The 20525-nt window shown below is 40.2% G+C and carries 17 protein-coding genes; 10 read left to right on the forward strand and 7 right to left on the reverse strand.

Annotated elements, in window-relative coordinates:
• Positions 1-61: 61 nt before the first annotated feature.
• From gltB to BHF68_RS06905, 4 genes are all read left to right on the forward strand, one after another.
• On the forward strand, positions 62-4660 hold the full coding sequence (gene gltB, locus BHF68_RS06890; protein ID WP_069642900.1) for a glutamate synthase large subunit: 4599 nt from the start codon (positions 62-64) through the stop codon (positions 4658-4660).
• 20 nt (positions 4661-4680) lie between these two features.
• Positions 4681-6153, forward strand: coding sequence for a glutamate synthase subunit beta (locus BHF68_RS06895; protein ID WP_069642901.1), 1473 nt, complete (start codon positions 4681-4683; stop codon positions 6151-6153).
• A 198-nt stretch (positions 6154-6351) separates the two neighbouring features.
• The gene (locus tag BHF68_RS06900; RefSeq protein ID WP_069642902.1) at positions 6352-7086 is read left to right on the forward strand and encodes a hypothetical protein; all 735 of its coding nucleotides are present in this window, start codon (positions 6352-6354) and stop codon (positions 7084-7086) included.
• A gap of 63 nt (positions 7087-7149) precedes the next feature.
• A complete protein-coding gene (locus tag BHF68_RS06905) occupies positions 7150-8169 on the forward strand; it encodes an alpha-hydroxy-acid oxidizing protein (RefSeq protein ID WP_069642903.1) in 1020 nt (339 codons plus the stop codon).
• A 151-nt stretch (positions 8170-8320) separates the two neighbouring features.
• Here the strand turns inward: BHF68_RS06905 and BHF68_RS06910 are convergent, their stop codons facing one another.
• From BHF68_RS06910 to BHF68_RS06925, 4 genes are all read right to left on the reverse strand, one after another.
• Positions 8321-9394 carry a hypothetical protein gene (locus BHF68_RS06910; RefSeq protein WP_069642904.1) on the reverse strand — a complete coding sequence of 358 codons (1074 nt, stop codon included), beginning with the start codon at positions 9392-9394 and terminating at the stop codon, positions 8321-8323.
• Complete coding sequence (locus tag BHF68_RS06915) at positions 9391-10275, reverse strand: ABC transporter ATP-binding protein (protein WP_069642905.1); 885 nt, start codon at positions 10273-10275, stop codon at positions 9391-9393. The genes BHF68_RS06910 and BHF68_RS06915 overlap by 4 nt, the downstream gene beginning before the upstream one ends.
• Positions 10276-10287: 12 nt before the next feature.
• Positions 10288-10665, reverse strand: coding sequence for a GntR family transcriptional regulator (locus tag BHF68_RS06920; protein WP_069642906.1), 378 nt, complete (start codon positions 10663-10665; stop codon positions 10288-10290).
• 213 nt (positions 10666-10878) lie between these two features.
• Entirely contained in the window at positions 10879-11259 is a 381-nt protein-coding gene (locus tag BHF68_RS06925) for a hypothetical protein (protein ID WP_069642907.1), read from the reverse strand.
• A 140-nt stretch (positions 11260-11399) separates the two neighbouring features.
• Between BHF68_RS06925 and BHF68_RS06930 the strand changes: the two genes are divergently transcribed.
• The 6 genes from BHF68_RS06930 to BHF68_RS06955 all read left to right on the forward strand — a co-directional run bounded on the left by BHF68_RS06930 (position 11400) and on the right by BHF68_RS06955 (position 16936).
• On the forward strand, positions 11400-13106 hold the full coding sequence (locus BHF68_RS06930) for a glutamine--tRNA ligase/YqeY domain fusion protein (protein WP_069642908.1): 1707 nt from the start codon (positions 11400-11402) through the stop codon (positions 13104-13106).
• A 155-nt stretch (positions 13107-13261) separates the two neighbouring features.
• Positions 13262-13741, forward strand: coding sequence for a TspO/MBR family protein (locus tag BHF68_RS06935; RefSeq protein WP_069642909.1), 480 nt, complete (start codon positions 13262-13264; stop codon positions 13739-13741).
• Between the two features lie 6 nt (positions 13742-13747).
• Positions 13748-14056 (forward strand): DUF5658 family protein, encoded by a 309-nt coding sequence (locus BHF68_RS06940; protein ID WP_069642910.1) that lies wholly within the window; start codon positions 13748-13750, stop codon positions 14054-14056.
• A gap of 207 nt (positions 14057-14263) precedes the next feature.
• On the forward strand, positions 14264-14830 hold the full coding sequence (locus tag BHF68_RS06945) for a TVP38/TMEM64 family protein (protein WP_069642911.1): 567 nt from the start codon (positions 14264-14266) through the stop codon (positions 14828-14830).
• A 39-nt stretch (positions 14831-14869) separates the two neighbouring features.
• Complete coding sequence (locus BHF68_RS06950; RefSeq protein WP_069642912.1) at positions 14870-16297, forward strand: aldehyde dehydrogenase; 1428 nt, start codon at positions 14870-14872, stop codon at positions 16295-16297.
• Between the two features lie 66 nt (positions 16298-16363).
• Positions 16364-16936, forward strand: coding sequence for a TVP38/TMEM64 family protein (locus BHF68_RS06955; protein ID WP_069642913.1), 573 nt, complete (start codon positions 16364-16366; stop codon positions 16934-16936).
• Between the two features lie 9 nt (positions 16937-16945).
• Here the strand turns inward: BHF68_RS06955 and BHF68_RS06960 are convergent, their stop codons facing one another.
• From BHF68_RS06960 to BHF68_RS06970, 3 genes are all read right to left on the reverse strand, one after another.
• Positions 16946-19411, reverse strand: coding sequence for a heavy metal translocating P-type ATPase (locus tag BHF68_RS06960; RefSeq protein WP_069642914.1), 2466 nt, complete (start codon positions 19409-19411; stop codon positions 16946-16948).
• A gap of 76 nt (positions 19412-19487) precedes the next feature.
• Positions 19488-19769 (reverse strand): metal-sensitive transcriptional regulator, encoded by a 282-nt coding sequence (locus tag BHF68_RS06965; protein ID WP_069642915.1) that lies wholly within the window; start codon positions 19767-19769, stop codon positions 19488-19490.
• Between the two features lie 10 nt (positions 19770-19779).
• A complete protein-coding gene (locus BHF68_RS06970; RefSeq protein WP_069642916.1) occupies positions 19780-20424 on the reverse strand; it encodes an endonuclease III domain-containing protein in 645 nt (214 codons plus the stop codon).
• Positions 20425-20525 lie beyond the last annotated feature (101 nt).

Consider the following 20525-nt stretch of genomic DNA (forward strand, 5'->3'; position numbering starts at 1 on the left):
TTCTAGATTAGTAGAGCTTGCTAAATGAGCAAAAATACAATGGATAGGATGGTAACAAAACATGATGCAAAATGGTATACCCCAAAAACAGGGTCTATACGACCCACAGTTTGAGCATGATGCTTGTGGTATTGGTTTTGTCGCCAATATCAAAGGGAGACAGTCCCACGAAACAGTTGAGCAGGCGCTGCAGATTCTACTAAACTTAGACCACCGCGGCGGACAGGGCTGTGAACCAAATTCAGGCGATGGTGCAGGAATCCTTATGCAAATCCCGCACTCGTTCTTAGCCTCTGAGTGTAAGAATATTGGCATTGAGCTACCTGAGTTTGGAAAATACGGGGTGGGGATGATGTTCCTGCCAAAGGATGCTGAACAAAGGTCAGTCTGTGAAAAGATGCTAGAGTCGATTATTGAAGCTGAAGGACAGACTCTATTAGGCTGGAGAACTCTACCAACAAATAACTCTACCTTAGGAGACTCGGCGAAGTCGGTAGAACCGTGCATGCGACAAGTATTTATTGGCGCAGCTGACGGCTTAGAAGATCAGCTAGCGTTTGAGCGCAAACTGTATGTTATTCGCAAGCTAGCAGAGCAACAAATCCGTTTCGGAGATGTAGCAGGAGGAGAACAGTTTTTCTTTGCTAGTCTCTCTAGCAGAACTATTGTTTACAAAGGCATGCTTATTCCTGAGCAAGTCGACGTTTACTACGCAGATTTAAAGAATCCAGAAATGAAAACTGCCTTAGCCCTTGTACACTCCAGGTTTAGTACGAACACATTCCCGAGCTGGGAGCGTGCACACCCATATCGATATATTATTCACAATGGTGAAATCAATACTTTACGTGGTAATGTCAACTGGATGCACGCGCGTCAAGCGATGTGTGAGTCTGAGCTGTTCGGCGATGATATTAAAAAAATTCTGCCTATTATTGACACAGACGGTAGTGACTCGCAGATTTTTGATAACTGCTTAGAGTTTTTAACATTGTCAGGATATTCCTTGCCACACGCAGCTATGATGATGATTCCAGAGCCTTGGTCTAACCATGAGAGTATGGATGATAACAAAAAAGCATTCTATGAGTACCACAGCTGCTTAATGGAGCCATGGGATGGTCCAGCTGCTGTCGCGTTTACAGATGGAAGTATCATAGGTGCGGTACTTGACCGTAATGGTCTACGCCCTGCACGTTATTATGTAACTAAGGATGACCTGATAATCATGGCGTCTGAGGTTGGCGTGCTTGATGTTAATCCAGAAGACGTGGTCTATAAGCAACGTCTCCAGCCAGGGAGAATGCTACTAGTGGATACGGTTGCAGGTCGTATTGTTGACGATGAAGAATTGAAGCAGCAAATGGCCGCAGAGAAGCCATACCGTGAATGGATTAATCAATATTTAGTAAACTTGGAAGACCTACCAGAAGCGCCACAGGTACCTGAGGCAGATCATGATTCTGTTTTAGAACGTCAATTAGCCTTTGGCTACACCTATGAAGACCTAAGAAAAACAATCGAACCTATGGCAGTGAATGTAATTGATCCCGTTGGAGCGATGGGGATTGATACGCCACTTGCTGTATTATCCGAAAAACCACATCTTCTATACAACTACTTCAAACAGCTATTTGCACAGGTTACGAATCCGCCAATTGATGCGATTCGAGAGGAAATTATCACTGCCAGTGACACTACGATTGGGCCAGAAAGAAATTTAATCAAGCCTGAGCCAGAAAGCTGTAGACAAATTCGTATAAAATCACCAATCCTTAAAAATAATGAATTAGCAAAGATTTCTCATGTTGAACGTGAAGGTTTTAAATCCGTTACACTTTCCGTACTGTACAATGTAAAGGAAGGAAGCAAAGGACTAGAGTCTGCCCTAGAGCGAATAAGTGCAGAAGCAGACCGTGCGATTGAAGCGGGAGCGACCTTTATCATCCTTTCTGACCGTGGCGTGAATAAAGATCAAGCGGCAATACCGATGTTATTAGCAACCTCGGGAGTGCATCATCACTTGGTTCGCCAGGGAACACGGACGAAGATTGCCCTCATAGCAGAAACAGGGGAAGCAAGAGAAGTACATCACTTTGCACTTCTTATTGGATATGGTGCTAGCGCTATTAACCCTTACCTAGCCTTTGAAACCCTTGAAGATATGATTAACACAGGTTTAATTACAGATATTGATTATGAAAAAGCCATAAGTAATTATGTGAAAGCAGCAACAAAGGGCGTTGTTAAAGTCCTGTCGAAGATGGGTATTTCTACAATTCAAAGCTATCACGGTGCACAAATCTTTGAATGTATAGGAATTGCTCAGGATGTAATCGATAAATACTTCACGTGGACACCATCTCGTATAGGAGGAATTGGGCTTGATGTAATTGCCCAAGAGGTGGAAGCCCGACACAAGCGTGCCTACGATGATATTGAAGGACGTGACCGCAGCTTGGATAGTGGTGGAGAGCACCAGTGGCGTAAAGACGGTGAGTACCATCTGTTTAACCCAGAGTCAATTACAATACTGCAGGAAGCGTGCCGCAATAATAGCTATAAGCAGTTTAAAAGCTATGCAGATATGTTAAATAGTGAGACACAAAATCAAGCGACATTACGTGGATTATTTGATTTTAAATATGCGTCTAATCCGATACCAATTGAAGAGGTAGAATCGGTAGAATCGATTTGTAAGCGCTTTAAGACTGGTGCAATGTCCTTTGGGTCAATTAGTAAAGAAGCCCACGAAGCGCTAGCGATTGCTATGAACCGCATAGGCGGTAAAAGTAATACCGGAGAAGGTGGAGAAGATCCTGACCGCTTCACTCCAGATGCTAATGGTGACCTACGTCGTAGTGCTATTAAACAGGTAGCTTCTGGTCGCTTCGGAGTAACCAGTGAATACCTTGTGAACGCAGATGAAATTCAGATTAAAATGGCACAGGGAGCAAAGCCAGGTGAAGGTGGGCAACTTCCAGGTCGTAAGGTTTATCCTTGGGTTGCGGAAGTTCGTGGAACGACAGCTGGTGTAGGTCTTATATCACCACCACCACACCACGATATATATTCAATTGAAGACTTAGCAGAGTTAATACATGACCTTAAGAACGCTAACCCGCGCGCTCGGATTAACGTAAAGCTAGTGTCTGAGGTAGGAGTAGGGACGATTGCAGCAGGGGTTGCAAAGGGTAGGGCTGATGTTGTACTAATCAGCGGCTTTGACGGCGGAACAGGAGCATCACCAAAGACGAGTATTAAACATGCAGGTCTTCCATGGGAGTTAGGCTTAGCAGAAACCCATCAAACCCTAGTTCTAAATAACCTGCGTGACCGCATTGTTGTAGAAACAGACGGAAAGATGATGACAGGTCGTGATGTTGTTATAGCGGCACTCCTAGGTGCAGAAGAATATGGGTTTGCAACGGCACCATTAGTAGTCCTTGGCTGCGTAATGATGCGTGTGTGTCATATGGACACCTGTCCAGTGGGTGTAGCGACGCAAAACCCAGAGCTGCGCAAATTGTTCAAGGGAGACCCAGCACATGTTGTTAACTTCATGAAATTTATTGCTCAGGATATGCGTGAATACATGGCGCAGTTAGGCTTCCGTACGATTGATGAGATGATTGGCAGAACTGACAGGCTAGAAGTAACGAGAGCAAGAAACCACTGGAAAGCGAAAGGCTTAGATTATTCAGCAATATTACATCAGCCTGAGGTACATCCGAGCGTGGGCAGATATTGCTCGATGGAGCAAGATCATGGTCTAGATAAATCTTTAGATATGACGAAAATCATGGGTATCTGTAAGCCAGCAATAGAAAGTAAGCAACCAGTTGAGGCTGATTTGCCAATATGCAATATAAATCGCGTTGTAGGAACGATTACAGGCAGCGAAATTACTAGGAAATATGGGAAGCAGGGTCTGCCTAAGGATACAATTCGCTTGAATTTCACGGGCTCAGCAGGTCAAAGCTTTGGTGCATTCGTGCCAAGGGGAATGACAATGAAGCTAGAAGGTGATGCTAACGATTACTTTGGTAAGGGGTTATCGGGCGGAAAGCTAATTGTATATCCTCCAAAGACTTCCAGATTTGTACCAGAGGAAAATATTATAATCGGTAACGTAGCGTTCTATGGAGCTACTTCTGGGGAGGCCTATATCCGGGGAATCGCTGGGGAGCGTTTCGGTGTAAGGAATAGCGGCGTTCATGCTGTTGTAGAAGGCGTTGGTGATCACGCTTGCGAATATATGACGGGTGGCCGTGCTGTAATATTAGGCGCAACAGGTAGAAACTTCGCAGCGGGAATGTCTGGTGGAGTTGCATATGTGCTAGATGTTAATGGAAATTTCAGAGACCTGTGTAATAAAGAAATGGTTTTATTAGAAGAACTTGATTGCGAACAGGAAACAGCTGAAGTAAAAGGCATGATTGAAAAGCACGTGGCATATACAGGTAGTACCTATGCACAATCAATTTTAGACAACTGGGATGCAATGGTATCGAAGTTTGTCATGGTAATTCCTAAGGACTATAAGCGCATGATAGAAGCAATTAATCGTGCCCATGAAGCTGGATTAACAGGTTCAGAGGCTGTTATGGCGGCATTTGAAGAAAATAAAAATGACCAATCGCGCGTTAGCGGAAACTAAAGGGACGAGGAGGCAGGAAAATGGGAAAACCAACAGGATTTATGGAGTATCAACGCCAATTGCCAGCTGATCGCGATCCGCTTGAGCGCATAGGAGATTGGCAGGAATTTCATCTAACATTATCTGAGGAAGAATTAGGTAAGCAGGGAGCCCGTTGTATGGATTGCGGAATTCCTTTCTGTCACACAGGTGCAATGGTCGGAGGTATGGCGTCAGGATGTCCAGTTAACAACCTAATTTCTGAGTGGAATGACCTTGTGTATCGTGGGTTATGGAAGGAAGCATTAGACCGTCTCTTCAAGACTAATAACTTCCCAGAGTTTACGGGCAGGGTTTGCCCAGCTCCATGTGAAGGATCATGTACGGCGGGTTTAAATGGTGAAGCAGTATCAATAAAAAATGCCGAATACTCAATTATAGAAAAAGGCTATAAGGAAGGCTGGATAAAACCACAACCACCTACAAAACGCACTGGGAAAAAAGTTGCCGTTGTAGGCTCTGGCCCAGCTGGACTTGCTGCTGCAGATCAGCTTAATAAAGCAGGTCATAGTGTTACTGTCTATGAGCGTGCTGACCGAGTTGGTGGGCTACTAATGTACGGTATACCAAATATGAAGCTAGATAAAAGCTTTATAGAACGCCGTGCTAAGATAATGGAGCAGGAAGGCATCACTTTTATTACTAACACCGAAGTTGGTAAAGACATATCTGCGAAAAAGCTTAAAGAAGATTATGACGCTATAATACTAGCGGGTGGAGCAACTAAACCGCGTGACCTCCCAGCCGAGGGTAGGGAGCTTAAGGGTATTCACTTTGCTATGGATTTTTTACATGCTAACACAAAGAGTCTCTTAGACTCTAAGCTTGAAGACGGGAATTTCATCTCTGCAGAAGGTAAAGATGTAATAGTAATAGGTGGTGGGGATACTGGAACTGACTGTGTCGGCACATCTATCCGTCATAAATGCAAAACTGTAACACAACTTGAGATTATGCCACAAGCACCAGTGGACAGAGCCGAAAACAACCCTTGGCCACAGTACCCGAAGGTGTTGAAAACGGACTATGGTCAAGAAGAAGCAATAGCCTTGTACGGTAGTGACCCTAGAAAGTATTGCTGCATGACGAAAAAGTTCGTTGGTGACGAAAATGGTCATGTTAAAGAGATTCACACAGTAGAAGTGAACTGGGAAAAGGATGCACAAGGTCGCTTTATCCCTGTGGAAATCGAAGGCACATCTAGGGTTTGGCCAGCACAGCTTGTATTGTTAGCAATGGGCTTCCTGGGTCCAGAAGACACAATGCTTGAAGAGCTAGGGGTTGAACGTGATGGGCGCTCAAATGCAAAAACCAATGAAGGCAAATATAGTACAAATATAGACGGAGTATTTGCTGCTGGAGATATGCGTCGCGGACAAAGCTTGGTCGTCTGGGCAATCAATGAAGGTCGCTCGGCGGCAGCGGAGTGTGATCGCTACTTAGCGGATAAATAAAAATAAAGAAGCAAGTAAGTGAAAAACTAGCAAATGAATCAATTTGAAAGTAGAGAAGCCCTTAAATGAGATACGAAAAAGGCTTCTCTGCTTTTTAATATAAAATATTAAGGAAACAGTGCATGAATCATAGGTATATGGTATCATATTAAGTAATATATTGAGATTACCCAACATACTTTTAAAGGGGGATTGGGCATGTCTAATGAAGAAACAGATTTTAGTGAGTTAGATGGACAGCTAGAAATGGTAGTCGAAGGACTTGCAAAAAAAGACAAGAAAAAAGCTGTCAGCTATTATATGAAAGAATCGACAATAGATAGAATTAAAGAGGCAGCAAAAAAGTATAACATGAAAGACAGTCAATTTCTTGAAGAAGCAATATGCAGGTTGCTTGATGTTATAGAGACGAAGCCGCTAAAGCAATCTCTTGAAGAGAAACCTGCTACTAAAGAAGAAGTAATTTCAGAATCGAAGCAATCAGTAAAAGACGAGCATTCGATAAAAGAGAAGCCACCTAAAAAAGAAAAACCAACACCTTGGGGTAGACTAAATAGCAAGGCAAAACACCACCAAGATAATGGGCAAGAAATAATCGAGAAGCCTATAGAAGAAAATTCATCTAGCAATCAAAAAGATTTAACTGAAGCAGAAAAACAAGAGCTAAAAGGACAGGTTCTTGATTATATATTTACTAATTTTAAGCCAGATTATCGTATCCTTTACCGTAGATTTGAGAAACTGATTAAAGGTACTATCGAGATTGAGGCAACCATACTATTGACTATAATTAGAGAGTTGAATCAACAGAGCTACGTAACGTTCTTTGAACAACAAAACCTATTAGATATTAATAAAAAGATATTCGAAGAACGAATGCCAAATGTAGCTGATATATCTAAGTATTTTGAAGATGATAATGTTATAGAATGATAATAATTTAATTAAACTAACAAATATAAATTAAAATGAAGATAAATCAAGGAGGGTAAATTGATGAAGTATGAAGATGTTCTAGGCCGTGCTAAGGAAGTAGTGAAGGAATACTGTAAGGTTTGTAGAGATTGTAATGGAAAGGTATGTGTAGGAGAAGTACCTGGAGTTGGTGGGAAATCTAGTGGAGCAGCCTTTATTCGTAGTAGAGAGAAGCTTAACGAGATTAAAGTAAACTTAGATACGATTGTCGAAGAGCAGCCGATTGACACTAGCGTTGAATTATTCGGTCAAAAATTCAAATTTCCAGTATTTGCTGCGCCGATTGGTGCTGTAGCGCTTAACTATGGCGGTCATATGGATGACTACACATATTCGCAAGCGATACTTAAGGGATGTCAAGATGCTGGCACACTAGGGTTTACTGGTGATGGTGTAAAGGATGAATTTTACGACCTACCATTAAAAGCGATTGCTGAAAATGGAGGAAATGGAATTCCAACAATTAAGCCTTGGAAGAAGGAAGAAATCCTAGCGAAAATCAAAAAAGCAGAAGAAAGTAATGCTACAGCAGTAGCGATGGATATAGATGCTGCGGGGCTAGTTACTTTAGCGTTATTAGGTAAACCAGTTGGCACTAAATCCGTTGATGATTTGAAAGAGCTGATTTCAGCAACTAAGCTACCAGTTATCCTTAAAGGCGTTATGACAGTAGCAGGTGCGAAGAAGGCAATGGAAGCTGGTGCCTATGGAATAGTAGTATCTAATCATGGTGGGCGTGTGCTCGACCATACTCCAGCAACGATTGAAGTCCTACCAGAAATCGCAAAAGCTGTTAAAGGCAAATTAAAGATATTTGTTGATGGCGGCTTTAGAAGTGGAATGGATGTGTTCAAGGGCATAGCACTAGGTGCTGATGCAGTTATTATAGGAAGACCTTATGTACTAGCAGCCTATGGCGGTGAGGCAGAAGGCGTAAAGATTTACACTGAAAAGCTTGGTCAAGAGTTACTGGAAACTATGATTATGACAGGCTGCCATAGCATTAAAGACATCGATGAATCAAAGATTTTTAACGGATAGATTTAATGGATAAATTAAGAAATAGCTCAGGGAATAGTGAGTTAACAATAGTATAGTTATAAAAAGAATGACGCGCTTATCTATAGTGGATAAAACGTCATTCTTTTTTTGATCAGTTGATATGTGTTTGGCTTGTTAAAATTTTTAAGTGTTATTTAATCATACTGTTATAGCGGTACTGTCCGTTTGTTACATTGTCTATATCAATTATAAGATTGTATGTGCCTGCAGAAAGGGGGATTTGTGTAATAATAGATTCATTTTTCAACTCATATATTACTTCGGCTGTTGGATATGATTCTATTCTCAGCGTGATTGAACCAGTTTCAGCTGCAGACCTCCAGCTTAGGTAAAGGTTTTGATTCTCAGAAGCCTCGAAGCTTCTTCCGACAATGCCCTCATCCCAGTAAGAAAAAGTGCCTCTATCCTGCATGGTTTTCTGATTAGTTGGTGCAATAGCAGTATAATGAAAACTCGCAGCTAATATTATAATTGCTAGAATTAAATAAATTGCATCCCGTGCCTTCGGACTAGGCATCTTGCTATCAACTTTAGCTAATACAATCTTACTTGCGTTGATGAAAGCAACACCTATAGCTAGCAATATTAGACTAAGGCCTATATGACTTCCACCCCATACAAAGAATACGTACAGTCTCTCGACAAACAACAATAATACAATGGCAACAAAAGCTATAGAACTGCTAAGACCGTATATTATTCCAAAGCGAAAGAATATCGTACAGAGAAAATATACAGCACTAATTACAGCAAAAAACAGGCAGAAGCTCAGCAGAAGAATCAACAATTTATCGACAAGCTGTAGGTCAGCTAAGATGATTCCCATATAAAAGTCTGGCAGGGCATTAGTAGATTCAGATATACTCAACAAAAGTAGTTGCAGCACAATAATAGCAATGACTGCTGCTAGCACCGTATTCAGCACCACGCTTGAAAACCATATATCCTTTCGGCGGCTATTAAAGCTTAATAAGAAAGGTATTGAGTAAATTTGCACAAGGGGCAGGGCTATTAAAGAGCCAATCATCATCCCCCATAAAGGTGATAATAGGGTTACAAGTTGTATACTCTCAAAACCATTTCCAGTTATATAATAAAGAATAAATTGCAGAGAGCTATTAATAATCATAATCGTCAGAAGGATTAAGAATACATACTTTAATGAGCGCCAGTATACCCATAGGTGAGCAGATAATGTATTCACACTGAGTCCCCCTTTCTTTTAGCTGTTAAATATACGAATAATTGTTGTAGGCTTAGCTTAGAAACCTGTATACCTGCCTCCATTAAAGCTGTCATTTCCTGTTTTGTCAGATGGTCGAAAATAGCGACATGTGTAGTATTGCCTAATGCTTCTTTATGAATAATGTTTTTTGTAGAGAGAGCGTGCTCTATAATGCTAGTTTGGCCACTTATTGTGAATGATTGCTCCTCAAGAACCTCAATCGGCTGATGAAAAATAAGTGAACCCTTATCTATTAAAATCACATCTTCAAAAAGGCGACTCGCTTCGTCAATTAGATGAGTTGAGAATACTATTGTCCTTGGATTTTTGGCGAAATCATCAGCTAGCAAATCGTAAAAAAGATGTCTAGCGGTGGCATCTAAGCCTGTATAAGGCTCATCTAGCAAAGTAACAGGAGCCCTACTAGCCATACTGATAATTATCGATAGCATCGAAACCATGCCTGCAGATAATTCTTTGTATTTCTTTTTTGGTGACAGCTCAAATGTTTCTAGCAGTTCATCTGCAAAAGCTTGATCCCAGTTTGGATAAAAACTTGCAGCTGTTGCTAAAAAGTCTTTGACGCGATACGCGTGCACGTGCTTAGTAAAACCAGGAATAAAGCATATGTTGCTTAAGACCTCTCTGTTTTCGTACACAGACTCACCGAGAATTGTAACTTCACCTTCTGTAGGAATATATTGGCTGGCCATAAGATGAAGCAAGGTTGTTTTACCAGCGCCGTTTCGACCAAGTAATCCGTAGATTTTATCCTTTGGTAACGCTAACGATATATTGTTAACAGCGATTTCGCTATGGAATGCTTTTGACAGCTGTACCGTCCGAATTGCATCAATCATAATTTGTACCTCCTAGTCAGTTTTAGAAAAATCGAAATTGTTGATGTAGTTAAGTAGTTCATTTTTGCTGATGTTAAGCTTTTTCGCTTCAATTAAAGCTTTAAGCATGTAATCATCATAAAAAAGTTGCTTACGATTGGCTTGGATTATTGCTACCGCTCCGTCTGATACAAACATTCCGAGTCCGCGTCTTTTATGAAGAATCCCATCATCAACCAACAGGTTAATACCTTTGCCAGCAGTAGCGGGGTTAATTTTATACATAGAAGCTATTTGGTTAGTAGAGTACACTTGATCACCTTCTTTTAATACGCTCGTAAGTATCTCATCTTCAATTTGTTCTGCAATTTGCATATAAATTGGTTTGGTACTATCATGCGACAGCAGCATTTTGTTCACCTCTAATCTTTCAGAACTAAATTATTACTAACATTTAATAATAGCTATACGAGAACTTAATTAGTTAATTACTTGTGTAACTAACCATACAACCAATTAACATATATGTCAAGCAAAAAGTTCTACAAAATCTGAAGGCACGAAAAACACACCTGACAAGGTGTGCTCTAATATGTATATTATGCTGTGTGATAGCTATAGATATCAATCTCGAATAAATTCAGCGTCAAGAGAATTGGCACCTGCGTGGATTGACAGCAAGGTATCTGCGTAGCCAACTAAGCGATTGACTATTTCTTCTCCTATTGCATAGACAAGTGGGCGCAGCTCTGTTTCGTGTAATTTTGGGTCATCAAGTATTAAGGTTGTGTTTATAAAAACATCCCTATTACCATAAAGGTCATAGTGTATAATAGCTTTACCCACTGCGCCTTCAGTGGCAGGGTCCTTATAGCTCGGTAAAAATACGTACCATTCTTCAGCGGTAGCTGATCGAAAGTTTTTAGTGAACTTCATACCGTCTAATTCTGTTGTTATTACGTCCTGTAAAGCAGCGTTAGGTATGCCAACAATTTTTTTCCCCATAAGCGTAGCCTCCTTGCTCATATTTTACCAAAAAATGAGGTAAAGTAAAAATGTTAATGTTACACCTGCAGTTTCTTTACAATAAACGAAAATAACGGTAGTATTATAAGAAATTAAATTTGACTAAAGGAGCAAGGTGCATGAGTTCGAATGAACAAGTCCAAACCCCTGTGAATTTTATACAAAACATAATAACTGAAGACTTAAAGTCTGGTAAAAATAACGGCAGAGTACATACGAGGTTTCCACCTGAGCCAAATGGCTATTTACATATTGGACATGCTAAATCTATTTGTCTGAACTTCGGGCTAGCAAATGCGAATAATGGCTTATGTAATTTGCGCATGGATGATACAAATCCAACTAAAGAAGACGAAGAATTTGTAGAGTCGATTAAAGCAGATGTGAAATGGCTGGGATATGACTGGCAGGACAGGATGTACTTTGCATCTGACTATTTTGAAAAGCTCTATAGCTATGCGGTACAGCTTATAAAAGCTGGTAAAGCGTATGTATGTGAGCTGTCTGCGGAAGAAATGCGCGAGTTCAGAGGCACGTTGACTGAGCCTGGGAAAGAAAGCCCATATCGTAATCGCACCCCAGAGGAAAATTTAGATTTATTCGAAAGAATGCGTAAAGGTGAATTTCCTAATGGTGCTAAGGTTCTAAGGGCAAAGATTGACATGTCTTCAGGCAACATAAATATGCGGGATCCTGTAATTTATCGTATTATGCATGCTAAGCATCACCGTACTGGAGATGCATGGTGCATTTATCCGATGTATGATTTTGCCCATCCTTTATCGGATGCAATTGAAAATATTACACACTCTATATGTACATTAGAGTTTGCTGATCATCGTCCACTGTATGATTGGCTTGTAGAAAATGTTGATTACTCTAACGAAGCTGATGGTAGACCGCATCAGTATGAGTTTGCCAGACTGAATCTTAGCTATACTGTGATGAGTAAGAGAAAGCTTAAGCTACTGGTGGAGGAAGGCCATGTGACTGGCTGGGATGACCCACGTATGCCAACGATATCAGGTCTTCGTCGTCGAGGCTATACTCCAGAGTCGATTCGTGACTTCTGTGACCGGATAGGAGTTGCTAAGGCAAGTAACCTTGTCGATAAAGCGCTTTTAGAGCATTGTATACGTGAAGATTTGAATAAAAATGCAACTAGGGCGATGGCGGTATTAAGGCCATTGAAGCTAGTGCTGGATAATTACCCAGAGGATCATGAAGAGCTTTTAGAAATTGAGAACAATACCGAACAGGAAGACGCAGGCAAAAGAAAGGTGCCGTTTTCTAGGGTATTATATATAGAACAAGACGATTTTCTTGAAGATCCACCGAAGAAATTTTTCCGACTTGCACCAGGGAAAGAAGTGCGCCTTAAAGGAGCATATATTATCCAATGTAATGAAGTCATTAAGGACGAGCAAACAGGTGAAATTATTGAACTGCGCTGCAGCTACGACCCAGAAACTAGAAGTGGCTTACCAGGTAGTGCCCGTAAGGTAAAGGGAGTACTGCATTGGGTATCAGCTAAACATGCCGTTCCAGCACAAGTACGCCTGTATGAAGAGCTATTCACTAAGGAACAACCAGAGCAATTGGATAGCGATGACGATGGCGACTTCAGGGCAAACATCAATCAAAACTCCTTAGAAGTCATAGAAAATTGCTTAGTGGAACCAGCGCTTGCAGAAGCAACAGTAAACGACCGTTTTCAATTTATGCGTCAGGGCTATTTCTGCTTAGACTCTAAAGATACTTCAACGGATAAATTAGTCTTTAATCGGATTGTTTCGTTAAAAGATAGTTGGGGTAAGATGAAATAACATGAAATAACATTAATAGATATGAGGATATATACTATCACTCTGCAATTTACTTTGCAGGGTGATTTTTTGATATTGATGATGAGTTATCACCCTAAAATGTCCTACATAAAAAAGCCAGTAGTGGAAAAACTAGCATTTATGGAGGGATAAGCATGTTGAGAAAATCATCAGTTTTTTTGGCAATAGCAACTTTTTTATTGTTTAATATAGGTTCAATAATTCCAGCAGACAAGACATGGTATAACAAACTTGAGAAGCCGGCATGGTCGCCAAAGGACAAAACCTTTGGTTTAGTTTGGACAATACTTTTTGCTTTAATATCCTTTGCCGTTGTGATCATGATACAAAAAGGCGCAACGAAAAAGAATAAAAAGTTTATGGTTACCTTGGGCACTAATTATGTTGCAAATCAAATATTTCCATTACTACAATTTCGATATAAAAACATGATGGCATCTACAGCTGATGCGATAATAGTTGCTTTTACAGCACTACTAATGGCAATTACTGCGAGGAAGGAATCTAAATTAGCCTCAGCTCTGCTAGCGCCGTATGTTTTATGGAGTACATTTGCGAGTGCACTCTCGACTGCAATATATATTAAGAACAAGCCAGACCGTGTGCATGAGTAAAATATAATGGGTTATGATAACAAATTACTTAATCAACTATCTTTAATCTATGTATTATCCTGCCTTGATTACGTAATAACAAGAATTTCGTTACCATTAGGAGCAATGGAACTTAATCCGCTATTAGCGCCAATAATAGAAAGTTATATTGGTGGGGCATTAAAATTATTAATGCCTCTATTTGTGTTGTATTACCTATGGATTCGCAGAAACTCAAATCGATATCGCGTTTATTTAACAGCAATAATCTTATCTGCATTTTATGTGCTGGTTGTAAGCTGGAATATTTTTGTCTATCTGGTGTTTTTGGTGTAGACACAATACTATATTGAGGATTTATATGTTATATTGATAGAGATAGCCTTCTTTATAAGGGGGCAATTTTATAATTGATTAATAAAACTAGCGATGAGCATTTACTCATGGTTTTTTAATATAGGCAAGGAGATTGACAAATGAATATTCGAATTAAGCCATCACAAGAAGAATTTAAAATTGCAAGTAATGCATATAGGAGCTAACATGATAGAATACGTAATAGAATTATTAAATGAATATCGTAATTGGGCAATTTTAATTAGCATTACTATAAATATCGTGATTGCTGTGATGGGGGTAGTTCCTAGTTATTTCATAACAGCAGCGAATTTAGTAGTTTTTGGTTTTTGGATGGGAGCATTTATATCCTTTGTAGGTGAATCGCTAGGTGCTATTATAGCATTTGTTTTATATCGAAAGGGGTTTCGAAGTTATCTTCAGAGACAACTTGAGAAATACCCTAAGGCTAAAAGCTTGATAGACGCAAAAGGTAAGGACGCATTTATTATAATTATTTCTTTGCGTTTACTACCCTTTATGCCATCTGGAATAGTTACATTTGGTGGGGCGGTTGGTCAAGTGTCATTGTTGACATTTGCATTGGCTAGCTCGTTGGGGAAAATACCAGCTTTAATGATAGAAGCATTTGCTGTTTACCAGGTTACGCAGCTTACGTGGGTGGGTAAAGTTATAATAATAGGTGTAGCGGCTTACTTACTTTATTATGTATACACTAAACGCAAGCAGGACAAAACCTGCGAGGAACTTTAGTGCTTTTGGAGATTAATCATTATGCGAGGGGGAATAGCGATGCAACCGTTGAAAGAATTATTGTTGGAGCAAAAACGGTTTTTTGCTAGTCAGGAAACTAAAAAAGTTTCTTTTCGAATATCGCAGTTGAAGCAGCTAAAACAGTTGATTATTGATTATGAACAAGAGATAATCAATGCCCTCAAATCAGACCTTAACAAATCAGAGCTAGATGCTTATACGACTGAAATAGGTATTTTGCTGAAAGATATAAGTTATACCATTAAGCATTTACCATCCTGGTCGAAGCCCAAGAAAGTTAAGACGCCAATTACCCATTTTGGTGCGAAAAGCTACATTCACTACGAGCCTTATGGGGCAGTGCTCATTATTGCTCCATGGAATTATCCTTTTCAATTAGCCATTGCGCCCCTGATTGGTGCACTAGCTGCTGGAAACTGTGCAATCATTAAACCTTCAGAATTCACTCCTGCGACATCGGAATTATTGGCTAAGATTATAAATCAGAACTTTAGGCCAGAGTATATTCACGTTGTTGAGGGTGGTAAGGAAACCAGTCAATTGCTACTAGAAGAAAAATTCGACTATATTTTCTTTACAGGTAGTGTCCCAGTTGGTAAAAAAGTTATGGAGGCTGCGGCTAAACACTTAACTCCTGTTACCCTCGAACTAGGTGGGAAGAGTCCTTGTATCGTGCACAAGGACGCAAAACTAGAAGTAGCGGCAAAAAGGGTTATTTGGGGGAAATTTTTAAATGCAGGACAAACCTGCATAGCCCCTGACTATTTGCTCGTCCATAAAAATATTAGAAATGAACTTATAGAGCAGATGAAGAGAGCAATAGTAGACTTGTATACGGAAAATCCTTTAGAGAACAGCGACTACACGCGGGTTGTTAACGAGCACCATTTTAATAGACTGCTAGGCTATCTTAGTGATGGCCAGATTGATGATGGCCAGATTGATGATGGTCAGGTTAGTGATGGTCGGATTAATAGACAGATTGCCGTTGGTGGGAAGTCAAATCGTGAGACACTCCAGATTGAGCCGACACTACTGGTAGATGTGAATTGGACAGACCCAGTCATGGATGATGAAATTTTTGGACCGATACTACCGATTATTGAATACGAAGATATTAGTGAATTTATCATTCGAATTGAAGAACGTCCGAAGCCGCTAGCTATGTATATTTTTTCTGAGGATAAAACATTTCAAAGAGATATAGTTCAAAGGCTATCATTTGGTGGGGGTTGCATTAACGATACCATCTATCATGTAGCATCGCCATACCTACCTTTTGGTGGTGTTGGGGAAAGTGGAGTTGGATCATACCATGGTGAAGATAGCTTTCTAACGTTTTCCCATAGGAAAAGCATCTTGAAGCAAACAACATTATTTGATTTGCCAATCCGCTACCCGAATTACAAGCACGCACTAAAGCTCGTGAAAAAGTTTCTCAGGTAACGTCGTATAGTATTTTATTGAATCTCGAATAAAGAAAACTTATTAATACTTAGATTAGGGGACAACATGGTAGAACAAATAATAGATCTGTTAAATGAGTATAGATACTGGGCAATTATTATTAGCATTTCCTTAAACATAGTAATTGCAATTACGGCTGTATTCCCACCATTTGTACTTACGGCCGCTAATATTATGGTATTTGGTTTTTGGCAAGGGACAATTATTTCTTTTGTAGGGGAAGCGCTAGGGACTATTATTACCTTTAAGCTATATAGAATGGGCTTTCGTGGCTTTTTCCAAAAGAAACTGGATAACTATCCAAGGGCTAAGAGATTAATTGATGCAGAGGGCTCAGAAGCATTTATGATTATCTTCTCGATGCGCATGATGCCATTTTTGCCCTCTGCGATTGTGACCCTTGGTGGAGCAGTAGGAAAGGTATCCTTCATAACATTTGCCTTTGCTAGTGCTTTAGGTAAAATGCCAGCATTGTTGTTTGAAGCGTTTTCCGTATACCAGGTAACACAGTTTAATTGGATAGGAAAGTTGATTTTAGCCATTGTAGCATTCGGTATCCTATATTACGTGTTTAGGAAAAGGGTATTCATACGTAAACACGTTAACACAGAAAAATAACACAAGCCTTTATAAGAATTCCTTAGCTGGCTTAAAGTATTTTAAGCGCATTGTGTTCATAACTACGGACACTGAACTAAAGGCCATAGCGGCCGCAGCTAGCATTGGGTTTAATAGGATGCCGAAGAATGGCCACAATAGTCCAGCAGCTACAGGTATAAGGACGACGTTATAGCCAAATGCCCAGAAAAGGTTTTGCCAAATCATTCTCATTGTTGCTTTGGATAAATCTATTGATGTCGGAACACCACGTAAATCGCCTGAAATCAATGTAACGTCGGATGCTTCCATAGCCACATCGGTACCAGTGCCGATGGCGATTCCAACATCTGCCTGTGCGAGGGCAGGTGCGTCATTAATGCCATCACCGACCATTGCTACGATTTTCCCTTCATCCTGTAGTTCTTTTACCTTTTCCGATTTTTGGTCAGGTAGAACCTCTGAGAAGACACGATCCACACCTACTTCCCGTGCAATCGCTTCCGCGGTGCGACGGTTATCTCCTGTCAGCATGATAACTTCAATGTTTTGTTGCTGTAAGTGCTTAATTGCCTGTTTTGAGTGTTCTTTTACGGTGTCGGCAACTGCAATTATGGCTGCTGATACATTGTTGATTGCGATAAACATCGGCGTTTTTCCTTCGTCTGCTAGCTTGTCGGCAACTACTGATAAATTCTCAGATACGGAAATATTGTTATTAGACATTAAGCGAGCGTTTCCGATTAGTATCTCTTGATTCATTACACTCGCACGTATTCCTTGACCTGGAATTGCATCAAATTCTGTTGGTTCTTCTAATGTTAGTTTTCGTTCTTTAGCAGCTTTAACAATCGCCTCACCTAAAGGATGCTCTGAAGCAGTTTCAACAGAAGCGACTAACTGGAGCACTTCATTCTCTTTAAAATCCGTAGCAAGCACTATATCTGTTAATGAAGGAGCACCGACAGTAATTGTTCCGGTTTTATCAAGAACGACAGTGGTAATTTTGTGCGCCATTTCTAAGCTATGTGCATCTTTGATTAAAATGCCATTTTCTGCTCCCTTACCCGTACCAACCATAATTGCAGTCGGGGTGGCTAAGCCTAAAGCACAAGGACAAGCGATAATCAATACAGCAATGAAAGTAGTCAATCCAAATATTAATGATGGTTCAGGTCCAAATGTCCACCATAGGATAAAGCTTAAGATAGCTGTCACTACAACAGCGGGAACAAAGTAAGCTGAGATTTTATCAACAATCTTCTGTATAGGCGCCTTAGAACCTTGGGCGTCTTCGACGAGTCGGATAATTTGGGCAAGCATTGTATCTTTTCCGACTTTAGTAGCCTTGAATCTAAAGGAACCAGTCTTATTAATTGTTGCACCAATAACTTCATCGCCTTCACGTTTAGTGATAGGGATGCTCTCTCCAGTTAACATTGACTCATCGACGGCTGATTGTCCGCTGACAAGTACACCATCAACAGGAATTTTTTCTCCAGGACGCACTACAATTACATCCCCGACAACTACCTCTTCGATTGGTATATCAACTTCTTCGTTATTTCTGATTACCTTGGCAGTTTTAGAGCGCATGCCCATAAGGCGACGAATTGCCTCCGATGTCTTGCCTTTGGCTTTTGCTTCTAATATACGACCAAGTAAGATTAACGTAGTGATTACGGTTGCTACGTCATAGTAAAGCTGATATGGGAAGCCAAGGTTTGTCATAGCAGTAGGGAATATGGTCATAAGCGCACTATATAGCCATGCGGAAGTTGTCCCCATCGCTACGAGTACATTCATATCACTTGTGCCGTGGGATAGTGCAGCGTATGCACCTTTATAAAATCTCCAACCAGACACGAATTGTACTGGTGTAGTAAGAACCAGTAGTGTAATTGGCAAAGTCAGTATTGTTGGAACCCATTCGCCCCAGCCCTCCATCATATGGGGCAGGGAACCGATAAGAACAATTGTCGTAAGGACAGCGCCTAAAATGAAGTCGAACTTTAACTTCTTCATATCCTTTTCGCGCTGTTCTTTTTCACGATCCTCAGAGGTTTCCCGCTTTAAATCAAAGGCTTCAAAGCCTAGGGACTCTATCCGCTCTTTAATGACACTATAAGTGGTAACAGCTGCGTCAAATTCAACAACAGCTTTATGGGTTGCTAAATTAACAGAGGCGCTTACGACGCCGTCTATTTTCAAAACGGCTTTTTCAATACGATTTACGCAGGCTGCACAAGACATACCACCTATAGGGATAGTAACTTTTTCAAGCTGAGCAGGGTACGCCTTAAAGCCAAGCCTCTCAATCGCTGCAGTGATTTCTGATAATGATGTTTTCTGCTCATCGAAAACAACCATCGCTTTATGATTACTGAGATTAACGTTACCTTCATGCACGCCGTCAATTTTGGCTAGCCGTTTTTCTATTCGGTTCACGCATGCGGCGCATGACATCCCTTCAATACTAAGGATTACCTTATTCATTATAAATCCCCCTTCAATGCCTAATAAACATAGTGTACCCCCCTACCCTATATGTGTCAAGTTGTTATGCGCTTACTTATTTCATTAACTTGTTAATCGTCTTTAGAAACTCAGGGATTACATCTAGGTCGTCTGCTTTAATTCTTCTTGTAACACATTGCTTCATATGGTTTTCAATGATTGCCTTTCCTACACCATTTAGAGCAGATTGGATAGAAGCAATCTGGTTTAGAACATCATCACAGTATGTATCTTTTTCTATTAAACCTTTTACGCCACGAATCTGTCCCTCAATTCGATTAAGTCGCTTTATTAGATTGTCTTTTAATTCGTCTGGATTACCTAAAGACTCTTTCATAGTATTAACCTCACTTTCGTTTTGCTTGACAATATTGGATAAAGCAGTTATTACAAAGTGGTTTCGTTTTGCAGTATTCTTTTGCATGTCTGACTATCAGGGCATGGTACTCATTATAGAGCTTTGGATTGTGCTCGAGGCTTTGTTCAAATATCGACTGAAATTCATCGTAGTTTTTAGGGATTTGTAACCCAAGTCGTTCAAAAATACGTCTTGTATATGCATCTATAACAAAGATTGGTCTGTCCAAGGCATAAAGCAATATAGAGTCTGCCGTTTCTTTTCCAACACCATTGATTGATAGTAATTCTGCCCGCAATGTTTGCGTATCTATAGGTAATAGATTTGAGATATCGAAATCCTTACTATTAAACCATTCCAAAAAATTATGTAATCTCTTCGCCTTGATTGTATAAAATCCACTTGGACGAATTAAATCTGCTAAAGTTTCTTGAGTCATTGCATACATAAGCTGAGGATTAAGTGGGTTATTACCTGGATATTGTTTTAATTGATTGATAGCTTTAGTGACATTCTGCCAGGAAGTATTTTGTGTAAGGATAGCGCCTACCATTATTTCAAAGGGTGTATCTGCTGGCCACCAGTTTTGGCTATCATAATGTTTTAATAATGTGTCATAGGTTTTATAAATCATAGTTAAAAGTCCTCCGCTATATAAGTTCGGATGCTATTATATTATAATTATTTAGTATACAATAGAAATCAATGTTTAGCACTTTAGCGGTGTGGTTTTTA

It is taken from the genome of Desulfuribacillus alkaliarsenatis (assembly GCF_001730225.1).
Taxonomy (GTDB): Bacteria; Bacillota; Bacilli; order Desulfuribacillales; family Desulfuribacillaceae; genus Desulfuribacillus; species Desulfuribacillus alkaliarsenatis.

Bases quoted from the DNA above. Each gene is read 5' to 3' on its own strand.
- gltB (WP_069642900.1), top strand. From the start codon at position 62: ATGATGCAAAATGGTATACCCCAAAAACAGGGTCTATACGACCCACAG.
- BHF68_RS06895 (WP_069642901.1), top strand. From the start codon at position 4,681: ATGGGAAAACCAACAGGATTTATGGAGTATCAACGCCAATTGCCAGCT.
- BHF68_RS06900 (WP_069642902.1), top strand. From the start codon at position 6,352: ATGTCTAATGAAGAAACAGATTTTAGTGAGTTAGATGGACAGCTAGAA.
- BHF68_RS06905 (WP_069642903.1), top strand. From the start codon at position 7,150: ATGAAGTATGAAGATGTTCTAGGCCGTGCTAAGGAAGTAGTGAAGGAA.
- BHF68_RS06915 (WP_069642905.1), bottom strand. From the start codon at position 10,275: ATGATTGATGCAATTCGGACGGTACAGCTGTCAAAAGCATTCCATAGC.
- BHF68_RS06920 (WP_069642906.1), bottom strand. From the start codon at position 10,665: ATGCTGCTGTCGCATGATAGTACCAAACCAATTTATATGCAAATTGCA.
- BHF68_RS06925 (WP_069642907.1), bottom strand. From the start codon at position 11,259: ATGGGGAAAAAAATTGTTGGCATACCTAACGCTGCTTTACAGGACGTA.
- BHF68_RS06930 (WP_069642908.1), top strand. From the start codon at position 11,400: ATGAGTTCGAATGAACAAGTCCAAACCCCTGTGAATTTTATACAAAAC.
- BHF68_RS06935 (WP_069642909.1), top strand. From the start codon at position 13,262: ATGTTGAGAAAATCATCAGTTTTTTTGGCAATAGCAACTTTTTTATTG.
- BHF68_RS06940 (WP_069642910.1), top strand. From the start codon at position 13,748: ATGGGTTATGATAACAAATTACTTAATCAACTATCTTTAATCTATGTA.
- BHF68_RS06945 (WP_069642911.1), top strand. From the start codon at position 14,264: ATGATAGAATACGTAATAGAATTATTAAATGAATATCGTAATTGGGCA.
- BHF68_RS06950 (WP_069642912.1), top strand. From the start codon at position 14,870: ATGCAACCGTTGAAAGAATTATTGTTGGAGCAAAAACGGTTTTTTGCT.
- BHF68_RS06955 (WP_069642913.1), top strand. From the start codon at position 16,364: ATGGTAGAACAAATAATAGATCTGTTAAATGAGTATAGATACTGGGCA.
- BHF68_RS06960 (WP_069642914.1), bottom strand. From the start codon at position 19,411: ATGAATAAGGTAATCCTTAGTATTGAAGGGATGTCATGCGCCGCATGC.
- BHF68_RS06965 (WP_069642915.1), bottom strand. From the start codon at position 19,769: ATGAAAGAGTCTTTAGGTAATCCAGACGAATTAAAAGACAATCTAATA.
- BHF68_RS06970 (WP_069642916.1), bottom strand. From the start codon at position 20,424: ATGATTTATAAAACCTATGACACATTATTAAAACATTATGATAGCCAA.